The organism is Pacificimonas sp. ICDLI1SI03, assembly GCF_054740865.1.
Window position 1 is genome coordinate 2401520 of record NZ_JBSQAU010000001.1, and the last position, 17795, is coordinate 2419314.

General features: G+C 63.0%; 16 protein-coding genes. 11 read left to right on the forward strand and 5 right to left on the reverse strand.

Annotated elements, in window-relative coordinates:
- Positions 1-3 precede the first annotated feature (3 nt).
- The 9 genes from ubiB (at position 4) to ACSMXM_RS11760 (ending at position 9296) form a co-directional block, all read left to right on the forward strand.
- Complete coding sequence (gene ubiB / locus ACSMXM_RS11720) at positions 4-1536, forward strand: 2-polyprenylphenol 6-hydroxylase (protein ID WP_460316262.1); 1533 nt, start codon at positions 4-6, stop codon at positions 1534-1536.
- A 50-nt stretch (positions 1537-1586) separates the two neighbouring features.
- Positions 1587-2801, forward strand: a complete 1215-nt coding sequence (coaBC, locus tag ACSMXM_RS11725) for a bifunctional phosphopantothenoylcysteine decarboxylase/phosphopantothenate--cysteine ligase CoaBC (protein ID WP_460316264.1) — start codon at positions 1587-1589, stop codon at positions 2799-2801.
- The gene (gene dut, locus ACSMXM_RS11730; protein ID WP_460316266.1) at positions 2798-3238 is read left to right on the forward strand and encodes a dUTP diphosphatase; all 441 of its coding nucleotides are present in this window, start codon (positions 2798-2800) and stop codon (positions 3236-3238) included. The genes coaBC and dut overlap by 4 nt, the downstream gene beginning before the upstream one ends.
- Positions 3239-3253: 15 nt before the next feature.
- Positions 3254-4021 (forward strand): HesA/MoeB/ThiF family protein, encoded by a 768-nt coding sequence (locus tag ACSMXM_RS11735; RefSeq protein ID WP_460316267.1) that lies wholly within the window; start codon positions 3254-3256, stop codon positions 4019-4021.
- Entirely contained in the window at positions 3997-4374 is a 378-nt protein-coding gene (locus ACSMXM_RS11740; protein WP_460316268.1) for a DsrE/DsrF/DrsH-like family protein, read from the forward strand. The genes ACSMXM_RS11735 and ACSMXM_RS11740 overlap by 25 nt, the downstream gene beginning before the upstream one ends.
- A gap of 38 nt (positions 4375-4412) precedes the next feature.
- Positions 4413-5165: a retropepsin-like aspartic protease family protein gene (locus ACSMXM_RS11745; protein WP_460316270.1), complete on the forward strand. Its 753-nt coding sequence runs from the start codon at positions 4413-4415 to the stop codon at positions 5163-5165.
- Positions 5162-6118 carry a histone deacetylase family protein gene (locus ACSMXM_RS11750; RefSeq protein ID WP_460316272.1) on the forward strand — a complete coding sequence of 319 codons (957 nt, stop codon included), beginning with the start codon at positions 5162-5164 and terminating at the stop codon, positions 6116-6118. The genes ACSMXM_RS11745 and ACSMXM_RS11750 overlap by 4 nt, the downstream gene beginning before the upstream one ends.
- An 83-nt stretch (positions 6119-6201) precedes the next feature.
- The gene (locus ACSMXM_RS11755; protein ID WP_460316274.1) at positions 6202-8103 is read left to right on the forward strand and encodes a 2-oxoacid:acceptor oxidoreductase subunit alpha; all 1902 of its coding nucleotides are present in this window, start codon (positions 6202-6204) and stop codon (positions 8101-8103) included.
- Between the two features lie 110 nt (positions 8104-8213).
- A complete protein-coding gene (locus ACSMXM_RS11760; RefSeq protein ID WP_460316275.1) occupies positions 8214-9296 on the forward strand; it encodes a 2-oxoacid:ferredoxin oxidoreductase subunit beta in 1083 nt (360 codons plus the stop codon).
- A gap of 249 nt (positions 9297-9545) precedes the next feature.
- Here the strand turns inward: ACSMXM_RS11760 and ACSMXM_RS11765 are convergent, their stop codons facing one another.
- Both ACSMXM_RS11765 and ACSMXM_RS11770 read right to left on the reverse strand, forming a co-directional pair.
- The gene (locus ACSMXM_RS11765; protein WP_460316276.1) at positions 9546-10343 is read right to left on the reverse strand and encodes a Crp/Fnr family transcriptional regulator; all 798 of its coding nucleotides are present in this window, start codon (positions 10341-10343) and stop codon (positions 9546-9548) included.
- 142 nt (positions 10344-10485) lie between these two features.
- Entirely contained in the window at positions 10486-11343 is an 858-nt protein-coding gene (locus ACSMXM_RS11770; protein ID WP_460316278.1) for an SDR family oxidoreductase, read from the reverse strand.
- Positions 11344-11610: 267 nt separating this feature from the next.
- Between ACSMXM_RS11770 and ACSMXM_RS11775 the strand changes: the two genes are divergently transcribed.
- On the forward strand, positions 11611-12336 hold the full coding sequence (locus ACSMXM_RS11775; protein ID WP_460316280.1) for a Crp/Fnr family transcriptional regulator: 726 nt from the start codon (positions 11611-11613) through the stop codon (positions 12334-12336).
- Between the two features lie 198 nt (positions 12337-12534).
- Positions 12535-13908: a sensor histidine kinase gene (locus ACSMXM_RS11780; protein ID WP_460316281.1), complete on the forward strand. Its 1374-nt coding sequence runs from the start codon at positions 12535-12537 to the stop codon at positions 13906-13908.
- Between the two features lie 62 nt (positions 13909-13970).
- Here the strand turns inward: ACSMXM_RS11780 and ACSMXM_RS11785 are convergent, their stop codons facing one another.
- The 3 genes from ACSMXM_RS11785 to ACSMXM_RS11795 are packed head-to-tail and all read right to left on the reverse strand — an operon-like array spanning position 13971 to position 17785.
- Complete coding sequence (locus tag ACSMXM_RS11785; protein ID WP_460316446.1) at positions 13971-14174, reverse strand: hypothetical protein; 204 nt, start codon at positions 14172-14174, stop codon at positions 13971-13973.
- A gap of 32 nt (positions 14175-14206) precedes the next feature.
- Complete coding sequence (locus tag ACSMXM_RS11790; RefSeq protein WP_460316282.1) at positions 14207-16066, reverse strand: putative bifunctional diguanylate cyclase/phosphodiesterase; 1860 nt, start codon at positions 16064-16066, stop codon at positions 14207-14209.
- A 51-nt stretch (positions 16067-16117) separates the two neighbouring features.
- Positions 16118-17785 carry a PAS domain-containing sensor histidine kinase gene (locus ACSMXM_RS11795; protein ID WP_460316283.1) on the reverse strand — a complete coding sequence of 556 codons (1668 nt, stop codon included), beginning with the start codon at positions 17783-17785 and terminating at the stop codon, positions 16118-16120.
- Positions 17786-17795 lie beyond the last annotated feature (10 nt).

A 17795-nucleotide genomic window follows, 5' to 3' on the forward strand; every position in this document is an offset into this window, starting at 1 on the left:
GGCGTGACGAGCGACATTACGCATTTGCGGCGTGTGCTGGTGTGGGGGCGCACGCTTGCGCGGCACGGCGTCCTGCGCGTGTTCGAGGAAAGCCCGCATGCGCCGCCGATGCTGAAGCGTCTGGCTCGTCTTGCCCGCATCGGCACGCGGGCGCCGCGCGAACCGCAATATGTCGACGCCTTCCGTGCCCTCGGCCCGGCGGCGATCAAGCTGGGTCAGGCGCTGGCCACGCGTCCCGATCTGGTGGGGGAGGCGGCGGCGCGCGAACTGGCGCATCTGCAGGACAATCTGGACCCCTATCCCTTCGCGACCTTCAAGGCGTCCATCGAGGAGGCTTTCGGCGTCCCGGTTGAAACGATGTTTTCTCACATCGATGAAACGCCCGTGGGTTCGGCCAGCATCGCGCAGGTGCACAAGGCCGTCACCACCGACGGGGATGTCGTCGCGGTAAAGGTCCTGCGCCCGCATATCGAGGATGATTTCGAACGCGCGCTCGCCACATATGAATGGATCGCCATCCGGATAGAAAATTATGGCGGCGAATTTGCTCGGCTGCGCCCGCGCGCCACGGTCGCTTATTTCCGCCGCTGGGTGGAACGTGAACTCAATCTGCGGATGGAGGCCGCCTCCGCCTCCGAACTCGCCGACCAATTGGCGGCGGAGCCGGGATTCGTCATTCCAAGGGTCGATTGGCAGAGGACCAGCCGCCGCGCGATGACGATCGAATGGATCGACGGCATAAAGATGACCGATGTCGCCGCGCTGGAGGCGGCGGGTCTCGACCGTAGAGAGCTGGCCGGCATATTGGTGCGCGGTTTCCTGCGGCAGGCGATCATCGCCGGCTTTTTCCACGCCGACCTGCATCAGGGGAACCTGTTCGCGCTGCCCGATAGCAGGATCGCGGCCATCGATTTCGGCATTATGGGCCGCATCGACCACCGCGCACGGCTGTGGCTGGCGGAGATATTGGGCGGTCTTATCACCGGAAATTATCGCCGTGTGGCGGAAATCCATTTTGAGGCGGGCTATGTTCCCCCGCACCATAATATGGGCGAATTCATCACCGCGCTGCGGTCCGTGGGGGAGCCCATACGCGGTCTGCCGGTAAAGGACATTTCCATCGGCAACATGCTGGACGGGCTGTTCGCCATTACGCGCCAGTTCGACATGCAGACGCAGCCGCATCTGCTTCTTCTGCAAAAGACGATGGTGATGGTGGAGGGCGTCGCCTATGCGCTGGACCCCGACGTCAACATGTCGGTCATCGCCGGTCCCCTGATAGAGGAATGGAGCCGCGATGAACTGGGGCCGGAGGCTGTGCTGGCCGACGGGCTGATCCGCAATGTACGGACGCTGGCGGAATTCCCCGATTTCATGCGCCGCGTCATGGCGCTGGTTCCGGCAGAGGGCGCGGCGCCGCCGCTGCCCCCCATGGCCCCGCTGCCGCCGCGCAGGCGGCCGGTACGGTCGGCATGGATGCTGCTGGGCACGGGCATAGGCGCCGCCCTTGCGCTGGCAGTCGTGGCGCTGGCCTGACGCCGGTCCGGTTAATGACGAGACGGTTATCTGCCGCTAGATAGGTTCCGATGAACGGCAAGCGCATCCTTCTGATCGTCTCTGGCGGTATCGCGGCATATAAAGCTTTGGAGCTTGTCCGCCTCTTGAATCGGGAGGGGGCGTCCGTGCGCGCGGTGATGACCGACAGCGCGAAGAGCTTTGTGACGCCGCTATCCCTGGGCGTCCTGACCGGCGACCGGGTGTTCGGCGATATGCTGGACGCGACGGAGGAGCAGGAAATCGGCCATATCCAGCTGTCGCGCGACGCCGATCTGGTGCTGGTATGCCCGGCGACCGCCAATATCATGGCAAAGGCGGCGAACGGCATCGCCGACGATCTGGCGACGACCCTGCTGCTGGCGACCGACAAGCGGGTGCTGTTCGTGCCCGCCATGAACGTCCGCATGTGGCATCATTCCGCGACGCAGCGGAACCTGGCGACGCTGCGCGCGGATGGCGCGCTCGTCATGGAGCCGGACGAGGGCGCGATGGCGTGCGGCGAATGGGGCGCCGGTCGCCTGCCGGAGCCGCCTGAAATCCTTGCCCGTGTGCGGCAGGTGCTTGCGCAGGAAACCGGCGCCCTGCCCTTGCCGGGTGAGGGGCGACCGCTTGCGGGAAAACGGGCCATCGTCACCGCCGGTCCCACGCATGAGCCGATCGATCCGGTGCGCTACATCGCCAACCGGTCGAGCGGTCGGCAGGGCTTTGCCATAGCGGGCGCACTGGCGGCGGCGGGCGCGGATGTCACGCTGGTCGCGGGCCCCGTCTCCCTGTCGGCGCCGCCCGGCGTTCGCCGCGTCGATGTGCAGACCGCGCGTGAGATGCAGGCCGCGGTCGAGGCGGCCTTGCCCGCCGATATTGCCGTCATGGTGGCCGCCGTCGCCGACTGGCGCGCCGCCAGCGATGCGAAGCAGAAGATAAAGAAGGGTGGCACCGCGGCCGCCAGCCTGCCCTTGGCCGAAAATCCGGACATTCTCGCGCACATCTCCGCCCATGACAGGCGCCCGGCGCTGGTAATCGGCTTCGCGGCGGAAACCGAAAATGTCGTCGAACATGCCGCCGCAAAGCTGGCGCGAAAGGGATGCGACTGGATTGTGGCCAATGACGTATCGGGCGATGTGATGGGCGGCAGCGTAAACCGCGTCCACATCGTCACGTCAGACGGGGTCGAGGAATGGCCCGACCTGCCGAAGGAAGAGGTCGCCCGCCGCCTGGCAGCAAGAATTTCGGAGACGCTAACATGACCATCGCCATTCGCCTGCAACGCCTGCCGCATGGCGATGGCCTGCCCGTGCCCGCCTATGCCAGCGCGGGCGCGTCGGGCATGGACGTGGTCGCGGCGGAGGAGCTGGACCTCGCCCCCGGTCAGCGGCACGCGGTCGCCACAGGTTTCGCCATCGCCATCCCCGCGGGATATGAGGTGCAGGTACGCCCGCGATCCGGCCTGGCGCTGAAACATGGCGTTACCTGCCTGAACACGCCCGGCACCATCGATTCCGACTATCGCGGAGAGGTGAAGGTGATCCTCGCCAATCTGGGCAGCGAAAGCTTCGGCATCCGGCGCGGCGACCGCATCGCGCAACTGGTGCCCGCCGCCGTGACACGGGCCGAATTTGCGGAGGTCGAGGAACTGGATGCCACCGACCGGGGCGCGGGCGGCTTTGGCTCCACCGGACGCTGACGGCGAAGGGACGATATGACGGATGCACACCCGCTTACTGACCAGCAGCTGGAACGCTATGCACGCCACATCGTCCTGAAGGAGATTGGCGGCGCGGGACAGCGCAGGCTGTTCGCCTCCCGCGTGGCGGTGATCGGCGCCGGCGGCCTCGGCAGTCCGTGCCTGCAATATCTGGCGGCGGCGGGCATTGGGCGGCTGACAATCATCGACGACGATATTGTCGATCTGTCCAATCTTCAGCGACAGGTGCTGCACGGAACCGCCGATATCGGCGTTGCCAAGGCCGGCTCCGCAAAGGCCGCATTGAAGGCTTTGAATCCAGAGGCGCGCGTCGATGCCGTTCGGGAACGGCTGACGGCGGACAATGCAGAGGAATTGCTGGCGAATCACGATGTCATTGCCGACGGGTCCGACAGCTTTGCGACCCGCGCCGTTGTCGCGGACATATCCAACCGGCTGCGCATCCCGCTCGTCAGCGCGGCGCTGGGCCCTTACGAAGGGCAGCTTTCCACCTTTCGCGGCTGGGAAGCGGACCAGCCGTGCTGGTTCTGCTTTGCGGGTGAGGCGACGGACGTGCCGGGGCGCTCCTGCGCGGATGTCGGCATATTGGGCGCGGTCGCGGGCATCGTCGGTTCGATGCAGGCGCTGGAGGTGATCCGCGCGCTGGTGCCGTTCGGCACGCCGCTGAACGGGCGCATCCTGTTCTATGATGCGCTGTCACAGCGGATGCGGGACATTCGCCTGCCAAAGGACCCGGAATGTCCCCGCTGCCGCCCGCGCTGAACATCGTTCTGGTCGACACGGGCTATGCGCGCATTCATGCGGCGCTTTCGCTGGCGGTCGGCGCGGCGGCGCTGAACCGGCAGGTGCGCATGTTTTTCCAGGGGGAGGCGGTGGCCGCGCTCTCCGCCCGCAAATGCTGGCCCGAAAGCGACCGCTATCGCGCGGCGGGGGTGGCGACGGTGCAGGAGCTGTTTTCTCAGGCGGAGGAGATGGATGTCGAACTCGCCGCCTGCGAAACCGGTATGCACCTGACAGGGCTGCGCGCCGGGGATTTGCGGCCCGGTTGCGTCACGATGGGAACGATCGGATTTCTCGCCGCCTGCAATATGGGCGGTGATCTCGTGACGATTTGAAGCACCCGAAAGGCGAGGGCGGGCGGGAACGGAATCGCATGCGCGCGCCTTTCTTTTCCGAACGGCCTCCATTCGCGAAAGGGTTTGAAATCGTGCAGTTCAAGCACCGCCGGCATGGGACGCCGCCTGCCCGTCGTTTGATCGGAACGGCTGCCGGCATCCTTGGCGCAGGGCTACTGCTGTCCGCATGTGACGATCTGGTCGGCGATGCGGGCAAGGCGCTCAGCAAGGCGCCGGACTATCGCCCCCAGGACGCTGGCACGGTGGATCATGCATTATGCTTGCTGGGCTTCTCCGCCGTTCCCCTGACCCACATCGTCACCGGCCATCATCTGGTCGATGCGACGGTCAATGGCACGCCTGCCCGCTTTGTCGTCGATACCGGCGCCAATATCTCCGTAATCGACAGCGCGACCGCAGGGGATTTCGATCTTGCGGAGGCGGGCGGCGGCCTGCCCTCCATACCCATTCCCGCCGTGTCCATCGCCGGCGCCGGAAAGGCACAGCAGATGCGGCTCGATTCGATGACCGTCGGCGGCATGCCGGTGCGCCAATCGACGATCATGGTCGCCGACCTTGGCGCGCTCAGTCAGGTTCTGGGGCCGCTTTCCGGTGGGCGGCTCGACGGACTGATCGGACAGGATCTGCTGGATGAGCACCGCGCGGTGATCGATGTCGCACGTCCCATGCTCTACATGATCGCGACCGATCAGGATCCCGCGCCAGTCGCGGCAGAGGATTGCGGTGCCGTCTCCGCGCCCGCCTCGCCACCTTCCCCGGCGGACGAATGAGCTTCATCCTTTTCCATCATCCTGATTATATCGGGCCGCTACCGCCGGGCAGCAGCTTTCCCATGAATAAATATGGTCTGCTGCTGAACGCGTTTCAGGAACTGGGCGTCGCACCCGATCTGATTGCGCCCGACCCAATGCCCACACCGTGGATCGCCGCCGTCCACGATCCCGCCTATGTCGAATCGGTGCTGACCCAGACGGTCGACCGCGTCGTCGCCCGGCGGATCGGCTTTCCTGTTACCGCGCGTGTTGCCCGGCGCTCCGAACTGGCCGTGGGCGGAACGTGGAGCGCGGCCCGGGCGGCGTTGCAGCACGGATATGCCGCGAACGGTGCAGGCGGATCGCATCACGCCCTGCCGGACAGCGGCGCGGGCTTCTGCGTTTTCAACGACCTTGCCGTCGCCGCCCACCGGCTGCTGGAGGAGGGGGATGCCCGCCGCGTCATGATCGTCGATCTGGACGTGCATCAGGGCGACGGCACGGCGGTATGCCTGGCGGGCCAGCCAGACGCCTTCACCTTCTCCATGCATGCGGAGAGGAATTTCCCGGTGCGAAAGGCGCGCTCAAGCCTGGACGTGCCCTTGCCGGACGGCCTGGGCGACACCGGCTATCTGGAGGCGCTGGACGCGCACCTGCCCGCTGCCATCGCGTCGTTTCGCCCCGATCTGATCCTCTATCAGGCGGGCGTCGATCCGCATGCAGGGGATCGACTGGGTCGGCTCAGCCTGTCCGATGCCGGCTTGCAGGCCCGTGATGCCTATGTGCGCGATCTTGCCCGCGCCGAGGGCGTGCCATTGGCGAGCACCATGGGCGGCGGCTATGCCCGCGATGAACAGCGAATGGAACTGGCGCACCGCCACGCGCGATCGATGCTGGTACTGGCCGGACTCCCTATTCCTTCGCCGCGCCCTAGCAATTCTTTGTTGGCGAGCATGGCCCGACCGGCATAGGACCGGCAATGATGATATAACCGTCAGCCCGGCGCAGGTCGGGGGCCACCCTCCCGGATCGAATGCGGGACACTATATCGGGGATGACGTCCGGTTTCCGGAATGACGAAAAAGACGAAGAGGCGAGCATTTTGGCGACGCAATTAAAAGACCAGCCCGCGGCAGCAAGCGAACGAGAGGCGGTAACCGTCCGCTTCGCCGGCGATTCCGGCGATGGCATGCAGCTGACCGGGGGGCAGTTCACCCTGTCGACGGCGCTTGCCGGTTCCGACCTCGCGACATTCCCGGACTTCCCGGCAGAGATCCGCGCGCCGCAGGGGACGTTGTTCGGCGTCAGCGCCTTTCAGATCAATTTCGGCTCCGACGCGATCGAGACGGCGGGCGATGCGCCCGACATTCTGGTGGCGATGAATCCGGCCGCCCTCAAATCAAATCTCGACGCGCTGAAGCCGGGTGGCCTCATCATCGCCGATACGGGCGAATTCGGCGCGCGCAATCTGAAGAAGGCGAATTACGACGAAAACCCGCTCGAGAATGACAGTCTGAAGGACTATCAGCTCGTCGCCTTCGACATCAGCGCGCTGACACTGGAAAGCGTCAAGGAATTCGGCCTTGGCAATAAGGAGGCGCTGCGCTCCAAGAACATGTGGACGCTGGGCCTTGTCCTCTGGATGTTCGACCGCGACCGGCAGCCGATCCTCGACTGGCTGCATTCCAAATTCGTGAAGGCGCCAGAACTTGCGGCCGCCAATGCCGCCGCGCTGAACGCCGGCCATGCCTATGGCGAGACAGCGGAAATTCAGCAGGGTCTGGGCCGCTACCATGTCGGCGCGGCAGAGGTTGCGCCGGGTCTTTACCGCACCGTCACGGGCGGCGAGAGCCTGTCGCTGGGTCTTGTCACCGGTGCCAGTCTGGTCGATCTGCCGCTGTTCTTCGGTTCCTATCCGATCACGCCTGCCAGCCCGATTCTGCATACGCTGGCACGGCTGAAGGAATTCGGTGTCACCACGTTCCAGGCAGAGGATGAAATCGCCGCCATCTGTGCCGCCATCGGCGCGTCCTATGCAGGGCAATTGGGCGTCACATCGTCCTCCGGCCCCGGCATCGCGCTGAAGGGGGAGGCGATGGGCCTCGCCATCATCACGGAATTGCCGCTGATCATCGTCAATTCGCAGCGCGGCGGCCCCTCAACCGGCCTGCCGACGAAGACCGAACAATCCGATCTTTATCAGGCGCTCTATGGCCGCAATGGCGATGCGCCGATGCCGGTTCTGGCGACGCGCAGCCCGGTGGATTGCTTCGAGGTCGCCATCGAGGCGTGCCGGATCGCGACGCAATATATGACGCCGGTCATGATCCTGACCGACGGCTATATCGCCAATGCGGCGGAGCCGTGGCATGTGCCCGATATCGAGGATTTCCAGCCCGCGCCGGTCACGCATTATGAGGGCGAGCCTGTCAGCCCCTATAAGCGCGACGAGAAGTTGGCCCGCGTCTGGATCAAGCCCGGCACCCCCGGCCTGATGCATCGCATCGGTGGTATCGAGAAGAATTTCGAAACCGGCAATATCGATTACGCCCCGGCCAACCATCAAAAGATGACCGATACGCGCCAGCAAAAGGTGATGAACGTCGCCGATTCCATCCCGGATCAGGCGTTCGAAATCGGTGGCCCGGATGATGACATGGTTGTCGTCGGATGGGGATCGACCTTTGGCCCCATCCATCAGGCCGTAAAGGCGGCACGCAGGGGCGGCGCAAAGGTCGCGCATGTCCACATTCGCCATTTATGGCCGATGCCGAAAAATCTGGGTCCGCTCCTGAAGGGGTTCGACAAGATCCTGGTGCCGGAAATGAACACCGGCCAGCTGAAGACGGTGCTCCGCGACCAGTTCCTGGTCGACGCAAAGCCGCTCAACAAGGTCAGCGGTCAGCCCTTCAAGATCGCGGAAATCAAAGCTGCAATTACGGAGATGCTCCCATAATCGTCATCCCGGCGCATGCCGGGATCCATCGCCTGTTCCAGCGGGGCAGGTGAGAAGGCTCAGTGATGGACCCCGGCCGACGCCGGGGTGACGGGAAGGAAAGAACGAACATGAACGACATGACCCCTCTCAAGGCCGCCGATTTCGCCACGGATCAGGAGGTTCGCTGGTGCCCCGGCTGCGGCGACTATGCCATCCTGAAGGGTATGCAGCGCACCATGGCGGAAATGGGCGCACGCCCGGAAAACACCGTATTCGTGTCGGGCATCGGCTGCTCGTCGCGCTTTCCCTATTATATGGAAACCTACGGCTTTCACACGATCCACGGCCGCGCGCCTGCGGTGGCGACGGGGGTAAAGCTCGCCAATCCGGAACTCGACGTGTGGATCATCACTGGCGACGGCGACGGTCTGTCGATCGGCGGCAATCACATGCTGCACCTTCTGCGCCGCAATCTCGATTGCCAGGTGCTGCTGTTCAACAACGAGATTTACGGCCTGACGAAGGGGCAATATTCGCCCACCTCCCGCACGGGCACGCGGTCGCCCTCCACCCCCTATGGCAGCGTCGATGCGCCGGCCGAACCCTGCGCCTTTGCGCTGGGCGCGAACGGTCGTTTCATCGCCCGCTGCATCGATACGGCGCAAAAACAGATGCCCGGCATCCTGAAGCGCGCGCACGCGCACAAGGGCGCTTCCTTTGTCGAACTCTATCAGAACTGCATCGTCTATAATGACGACGTGTTCGCTGATTTCACGGCAAAGCCTGTCGCCGCCGATTCCCAGATCTGGCTGGAACATGGCGAACCGATGCTGTTTTCGAACGGTACGAAGGGCCTGCGTCTGAACCGTGACGACCTGCGCCTGGAAATCGTCGACGTGGTCGATGGCGACTGGCAGGCGGCGGACGTGCTGGTGCACGATGAAACCCGGAAGCAGATCGCGCATATGCTTGTCGAGATGCGTCATCCCGATATGCCGGTCGCGCTGGGCGTCATCTATTGCGATCCGGCCCCCAGCTTCGAACAGGACATGCGCACGCAGAATATCGAGGCGGCGAAGGGCAAGGTTGTCGATCTGGGCGCGCTCATTCGCAAGGGCCAGACATGGGAAGTCAATCAGAAGAAGATGCGTGAGGGGAACGCCCATCTCGCTGCGGCAGCGGACGAGAACAAGCAAGAACCGTCTCTCTAAGTCCGGACCAAGATCAGCAGAGGACTGCCCGGCTCGTTGCGAGACTTCGGGGGTCCGCCCGGCTTGGGGCGGGGGAGCCATTATGAGCGCCGGGCGGAAGACCCCTTCCATCTACAAGAAGGCGGGAGTTCCCCCCTTGCTGCAGGATCTTTCTGAACATAAATCCCCGGGTGCCGCATCTACCTATGTGAACGACGCGGGCCGGATGCGACCGAATCGAACGCGATCCGGTCGGATACGCTAAAATAATTATCGATCGACCGGGTGCGGGTAGCGGTCTTTTTCGCGACGGCTAAACGGTGCCGTCGAGAAATATTCCATATATTCAAGCCGCTGAACTTCATCATCCAGCATTGTCAGTTCCCACTGGCCGGTTTCGCGGCGCAACCGACCATTTTTTTCAAGGGTGCGGATGATCCGATTCACATGGACATGCGTCTGGCCGATCATGTCGGCCAGCTCATCCTGCTTCAGGGGTACAGCAAAGCGGATCGCCTCGCCCCCACTGGCCGATTGCTCTGAGCGCAGGTCCAACAGCAGGTGGATCAGTCGATCCTCGCCCGATCGCGTCACGATGGCCCTGACCCGCTGGGTGGCGCGCATCGTTCTCGCCAATTCGTGCCGCGTCAGCGCCTTTGCCAGCACCGGATGCTCTTTCAGCAGCTCGCGCAGGTCTTTCAGCTTGATGCAAACGACGCGGGCACCCGCCATGAAATTGATATTGGATCTGGCCGCCGGGGCATCCAGACTGGTCCAGTTGCATATGCTGCCCGCCCCGAACACCTCGCTGATGTGCCGCCTGCCTGTTTCCAAAAGGCTGAACGTGTAGGCATAGCCGCGTTCCAGAATGTGGACGTGCTCGTCATAGGGGTCGTTTGCCAGAATCGCCGTGGGGGTACGGAACTGTTTCGCGACATAGCCGATATTCTCGAACGGCGAATAATCGATCTCGCTGTCGAAGAGTGTCCCCAACCGGCCTTTCATCGGCAAAAAGGGGTCTGCTGGCACTTCCGGTTTTCGCTTTGTGACCGAAACCTGGCTCAGCATAAAAACCCCTCTGAAAACCTGGAAACATAGAATCGCGAAGAGAAAATTGAGTGCAATTCCTTCATGATGCACCTTCAATTCCTGTTGCTGAAATCGGTTCCCAGTCATTTTTGATAGGTAATGCCGGGCGCGTGTCGCTGGCTCAACTGCCGACGATGACACCGCCATTCGGATGCAGAACCTGGCCCGACATATAGCTGGAATCCGCGCATGCCAGGAACAGGAAACAAGGGGAGACTTCGTTTGGCTGTCCTGGCCGGCCCATAGGCGTACTCTTGCCGAAATCGTCCATTTTCTCTGGCGGCTGCCCGCCGAATGGGTTCAGCGGGGTCCAGATCGGGCCAGGCGCCACCGCATTGACGCGAATGCCGTCCTCGATCAGATTTTCGCTCAAGGACCGCGTGAAGGCGGTAATCGCGCCCTTCGTCGATGAATAATCCAGCAGGATGGGCGCGCCCTTATACATGGTAACGCTGGTGCAATTGACGATCGCCGCCCCCGATTTCAGGTGTGGCCGCACCGCCTGTACCAGGAAGAACATCGAAAAAATGTTGGACTGAAACGTCCTGCGCAACTGCTCCTCGGTAATATCGCCGATCTCCTCGTCGGGATGCTGCTCTCCCGCATTGTTGATCAGGACATCGACCTTGCCGAACGCATCGATGGTTTTCTTCACCACTTCGTCGGCGAAGGCGCGCTCGCCCAGATCACCACGAATGGTGATGGCTTTGCGGCCTTCATTTTCGACGATGGACTTTGTTTTTGCCGCGTCGTCATCTTCCTCCAGATAGACGATGGCGACGTCTGCCCCCTCCCGCGCGAACAGGGCGGCAACGGCGCGTCCTATGCCGCTGTCCGCGCCGGTCACGATGGCGACCTTGTCCTGCAGCCTTCCCGACCCCGGAAAGCGTGGCTGCCATTGCGGCTTGTCGCGCATCTCGGATTCATGGCCCGGCATGCGCGGCTCTTCGGAAATCGGCGGCGTAAATTCTTCCGACATGGGAATATCCTTTCATGAAACTGGTGAAATGGTAAACGCGCCGACGGCCATATGTCTCCGCATCCTGTTGAAAACATGAACTCGCTGGGTCGTCACAGGCGACAGCGCGGATCGTCGCCTGCCGCAGCGGTGGACGCGGCGCTGGCAGCGGCGCATAGGTACAGCAGAGTGTCGTTTCGACCGGTCGGGCGGAATTGCCTAGTACCGACGAAGGGGGCAGAATGGCAGTCAATTGCCCGCGGCGGGCGGGGTAGAAGGGGCGTCGTTTTGAAAGAACTTTTTGAAAAATACGGATCGCTGGTGGGCCTGTCTGACAGCGAGAAGAAAGCCATTGAAGGCATGCAAACCAAACCCGTGGCAATCGGCGCGGGGCTGACGCTGACGGAGGAAGAAAGCCAGGGTTCGGATAATCTTTATGTGGTCAGGTCGGGGCGGCTATTCTCGTCACAGGATCTTGCCAGTGGCGACCGCGCGATTACCCGCCTCTATTTCAGCGGCGATGTCATCGGCACCGCCAACGTTCCGTTCAACATCGCCGTCCAGACCGTCACGGCGTCGGTGGAAAGCACATTGTACCGTTTCGAACGGGAAAAGCTGGCCGATACCTTTTTCCATCATCCCCGCGTCGCCGCAATGTTCTACACCTTTGCCGCGCTGGAAAACGCGATCCTGCAGGATCGGCTGGTGTCGGTGGGCCGCACCTCCGGACTGTCGCGCATTGCCGCCATCATCATGGAAATCGCCACCCGGCGCGAATTGACGGGCGCGAACATTGCCGAACCTTTCGAACTGAAACTGAAACAGGCGGAAATCGGCGACGCGGTCGGTCTGACACATATTCACGTCAACCGGCTGATGCGGGAGCTTGAAAGAAGCTCCCTCATCTCGCGAAAGGGAACGCAATTGCAGATCCTCGATCCGGTTCGGCTTGCTGAGGTGGGTCACTTCCGTAACCGTTATGAAGACGTCGACACGGGCTGGTTCGAAGAATGACCGGCGGGCGGCGCGCGCGCCTTTACCGCGCGCAATCGCCTGTTTCCTTGCCGGAACTGCTGCACCTGCGAGATTGTAGCCTATAGGGATCTCGGTATCATCGGCGGGCCGTGTGGGGGCGCCGCATCCGGGGTGCGGATTTATCCGGCAGTCATCATTTTGCGCGGGAGCGCATGCGGCGAGGCTGGGGGGTGACAGATGAAGATGCGGATAGAGGGGATCGGCCGCATGGGCCTGCTGGGGCGCATGGCCCTGGCGATCATTGCCCTTTCCCTGCTGCAGATGGCGCTCAGCTTCTTTATCTTCGACCGCGTCGAGATGCGGTCTATTCAGGAGGATCATGCGCGGCGGGTGGCCGAACTGCTGGTGGTGTCGAAGCGTGTGGACACATTTGAGCCTGGCACGGCGGCACGCATCATGTCGACGCGTCACCTGGACGCCAGCGTTTCGGACACGCCATTGCTGCGTGAAAGCGGCGCATCCGAAATGGCGGGTCGGGTGCGTGAACAGATCCTGCACTGGGAACCGGGGCTTCGTAATGCCGTGCTGCGCCTTGATGTCATGCGCGGTCGCAGCGGGAATTCGCATCTGGTCGGGTCCATGTCGCTCGCGCCGGACCGCTGGCTGAACTTCCGGTCCCGCAACATTGGCGAGGATTGGCCGGGCCTGCTGGGCGCGACCGCCATGACCCTGCTGACGGTCGGCGGCTCTGCGGCAATCGCGATTTATCTGCTGCGCCTGCTCGGCAGGCCGCTGCGGACGCTGGCGCATGCGGCGACCGAAATCGGTGCGGGACGTACGGTGACCGTGGCAGAGGTGGGGACGCCCGATCTGCGCAACGTTTCCCACGCAATGAACGACATGCAGGCGCGCATTGCACAGATGATCGCCGGCCAGGCGCAGGCGTTCGAGGCGATCAGCCATGATCTGCGCACACCGCTCAGCCGCCTGTCCTTCGCTGCGCCGTTCACAAAGCCCGATGATATTGCCGAGATCGTTGCCGATTCCGCGCGCGAGATGGAGGCGCTTCTCGATTCCCTGCTGGCGTTCCTGCAGGCCCAATATACGGAGGCGGAGCCTGCGTCTTTCGACCTTGCGGCGCTGGTCCGGGATCTTGTCGGCGATGCGCAGGATATTCGCTGGACCGGCCCGGTTTCGGCACCGTTCTACTGGTATCGGGAGCCGCTGGAAACGGCCCTTCGCCCGCTATTTGCGAATGTCCGGCAATATGCCGGTACAGCCGAAGTCTTTCTGACGGATGAGGACGGCCCGGTCCTCAACATCGTCGATGCAGGTCCGGGGATGACCCCTGCCGATCTGCAGCGCATCTTCGACCCCTTCTTCCGCGCCGACCAGGCACGTGCCCGCGATACCGGCGGATTTGGTCTTGGCATCCCCACCGCCCACCGGATCCTGCACCGTTTTGGTGCCACCCTGGTGTTCAAGACCGCGGAGAAGGGCGGCCTTCACGCAATGATCACCCTGCCACCGCCGACCAGAAGGGGACAGGAAATAGGTTCGGAATCGTCGCATGATGCAGAGGGAACGCTGCCCGAAACGCCTCGGCTCTGATGCTGGCTGATCGGAAAAGATCGGCGAAACGAGGCAGGTCTGTTGGCTTCCTACGGCGCCCTCTACTGGCTAGAGACGCAGTCATTGCTTTGTGGATCGAGATCCATGTGGGCAAAATAGGCTGACGCCCTGCGCAATATGTCGTTTGCCTGACGCAATTCGTGAACCTCTCTTTCGAGCGATTCCACCTTCTTTGTCAGCGCGGTCAAAATGTCCGCGCGTGTATCGCTGATCTCCAGCGTATCCTTGATCATCACTTTGCTCATGCGAACATCATCTTCTTGAATATACGCGCGCCTCAGGCGCTCGCGAGTTTCTCGCCGGCGTCGGCGCTGGGGAGGAGCAGGGCTGCGGCGGCCGCAGGCAGCGCCTGCCAGAACAGATTCCCCTGCGCCACTCTGCAGCCGCTGTGGCGCAGGCGGTCGGCCTGCCCCTGGGTTTCGACGCCCTCGGCCACCGTTTCCAGCGACAGGTCGCGGGCCAGACCCACGATCAGGTCGATGATACGCGCGCGAGATTCAGACCGCTCCACATCCTGGACGAAGGACTTGTCGATCTTGATCGTATCCACCGGCCAGCGGTCGAGATGGGCCAGCGATGCATAGCCGGTACCGAAATCATCCAGGGCGATGTGAATGCCCGCATCACGCAGGGCGAGCAGGGTCGCGCGGACCTGCGCATCGTCATCGTCCAGAAGCACCTTTTCCGTCACCTCTATTTCCAGCAGGCTTTCCGGCACCCCGTTCTTTCGCAGCGCAGCGATCAGCCGCGCGGCGTAAAGCGGATCGCCCAGTTCGCTTGTGCCGGCGTTCAGCGACACGCGGCCGAACTCCAGGCCCTGCCTGTGCCAATTGCCGATGTCGGATGCGACCTGGCGAAGCATTGTCTGGCCAATGGCGACGGCTGTGTCGGGTATGTGGAACGCAGCCTCGACAGCGGCGGGATAATCGACCTCGCCGCCGGGCAGGGGCAGACGCAGCAGCGCCTCGAAACCAGTGATGGCGCCGCTGAACAGGTCGACCTTCGGCTGATAAAAGGGCACGATTCCGTCCGTGGCGAGGGCATGCCGGGCGCGGTCCAGCATTGCGTCATGCTCCCGTTGCCGGTGCAGCAGGCGCGGCACGAAAAAACGCGCGCGGGCGCCGCCTTCGCGCTTGGCTACCTGCAGGGCCAGATCCGCATCGCGCACCAGCGCCTCCGCCTCCGAACCCGCATCGGCGGAGCCGCCGCCAATACTCGCCTTGACGAAAAGCTGCCGCCCGTCGATCGATACTGGCTGTTCCATGGCCCGCATAATGCCGCGCGCGATTTCCTTCATCCGGGCTTCGCCGGTGTTCGGAAGGATCAGGGCGAATTCATCACCGCCAAAACGGGCGACGACGTCCCGGGAAAAACCGCCGGCATCCAGCCGTTCCACAATAGTACGCAGCAGACGGTCACCGGTATGCTGACCGAAACGGTCGTTCACTTGCTTGAACTGATCCAGATCCATCAGCAGCAGGCCGGTCGGGCCGCTTGCAACGACCTCTTCCAATTTTGTTTCGAACAGCGTCCGGTTGCACAGCCCGGTCAAGGGGTCGTGCAGCATCAGCCATTCCAGCTCGGTGCTGCGCGCCCGTTCCCGCTCCAGCGCCTCGTCGCGCTCGAACAGGGTACGGCGCAGCTCCATCTGCGCGACGGCTTGCGCGGCCAGTGTCGACAGCGCTTCCTTTTCAAGTGGGTCGAGGCCGGGGCGCGGCTCGGTACTTGCTACACAGAGTGCACCGACGCGCACTCCCTCCCGCGTTGCCAGCGGGACGCCGGCATAAAAGCGCAAATCCCCGGTCAGATATGCGGGATGGAACTGAAAAACGGGATCGACGCGCAGATCGGGTATGATCAGCATGTCGGAATCATTTTCTGCCGCCCACAGGCACAACGATTCATTCAGCGGTGTTTCGCTCTGCTCCAGCCCCAGGCGCGCCTTGAACCATTGCCGGTCGGGCGCCAGCAGGGTCAGCGCCGCGATGGGCGCCTTGCAAAGCCGGGCGGCAAGTTGGACCAGATCGTCGAACGCCGGCTCGGGCGGCGTATCGAGGATGCGCAGGCGTTGAAGCGCATCCCATCGCACGGCGCAATGATGGTCAGCCGTGATTCCTGTGTCTTGAAGTAATGCCATTGGCGCCCTTGGACAGCAATGGACGAAAAAAAATAGACCGGGGTTCTACGGTCATAAAATAAAGGTTTCGACAAGGATTGCTGCCGCCCTGGCATCGCTGGGTCCGGGATTGCGCAAAATGACGTCCTCTGCCGGGTTTCCGGACCGGGCATCCGTGGCAGATATCATATTCTCCCCGTCCGACAAGGGCAGCGTAAAGTGGAAGGCTGCCCCGCCTGCCGCTCGCTCTTCGGCCCAGATCCGGCCGCCCTGTGCCTCGATGATCATCTTGCAGATGGCCAGGCCGATCCCGACGCCGTGCATCTTGGTGGTCAAAAACGGCGTAAAGACGTCGTCTGGCTGTGTGGTGCCAAAGCCGGGTCCGTTGTCGACGATGCTGACCCTGACAAATTCGCCCTCCTGTGCCGCGCGTACCTCTATGAAGGGGGCTGGCGTCCGGGCTGTCGCTTCCGCGGCATTGCGCAGCAGGTTCAGGAATACCTGGTGCGTCTGAATACGGTCGCAAACGATCTTGCAATCTTCCAGACCCTCTTCGATGGCGATGCGCAAATTGCTCTGCTCGTTTTGCAGGATAGTCAGCGCGCGGGCGTTGGTGGCGATCCGTCCCAGCCGCTCGACGGTCAGCCGCCCTTCGCCGCGAGAGATCAGTTCCCGCATGCGCTGCACGAGCGCACCCGCATCGATCGCGCTGGAGGCGGCGGAATCAAGCGCCGCCTGCACCCGGTCGCGTGAAAAATCATCCTGCTGCAGCAATCGCCTGGCGCCCCGTACATAATTGGTAAGGGCGGTCAGCGGCTGGTTCAGTTCATGCGCCAGCATGCCCGCAAGCGCGCCGACAGTGCCGGAACGAGAGCTGTCGAGCATGTCCGCCCTCAATTTTTCCATGCGCGCGCGCATCAGTCTCTCGTCGGTCAGGTCGGATATCGCACCCGTCGCCTGTTTAGGTTCCCCCTGCGCATCACGCCGGATGAATGCGCGGGACTGCACGATGGCGTAGCTGCCATCGCCGCGCTGGACCCGGTATTCGGCAACCCAGCGCGCGCCCGGGGGGCAGGCGTAGAACGAGGCCCGTGTCTCTTCAAGGTCGTCGGGATGCAGACGCTCTTCCCACCAGGAAAGGGGGTGCAATCTCTCTACCTCGGCATGGCCAAGGGTCTCCTGCAGTGTCTCGCCGAAAATGATGGTGCCGTTTTCAAGATCGGCATCCCAGATGACATCGCGGGTCGCGCGCGCGGCGGTGCGATAGCGTCTTTCATTCTGCTGCGCCTCCCGCCTTGCACGATACAGTTCGTCGATGTCGTCGAGCACTCCGCGCCAATGCGGCGCGCCCAGTACACCGGCATCAATTCTTTCCGCCCGGCATCGCACCCAACGGCGGGGATCAGCAGCTGCGGCCAAGCGGAAGTCGAGTGAATACGCATCCCCATCACGCACAATCGCCCGCCAGGTGTCGCGAGCTGCAACCTGATCCTCCGGATACACCCAGTCGAACAGACTGGTTCCAATCGCCTGCTCCACCGGGATACCGGTCCAGTCTTCCCACCGGTCGCCGATGCTGAACAGAATTCCCTCCGCATCTGCGGCGAAGGGGACCTGGCCCGTGATCCGGATCACGCAATCATATTGGGCCTTCGCAACATCAAGCTGCTTTCGCAGGCCGCGGACCTCTGCCTCCGAACTTGCCAGCCGCGCGGCGATCGTGTTTTCGTGCTCCGTCACCCTCGCTCCC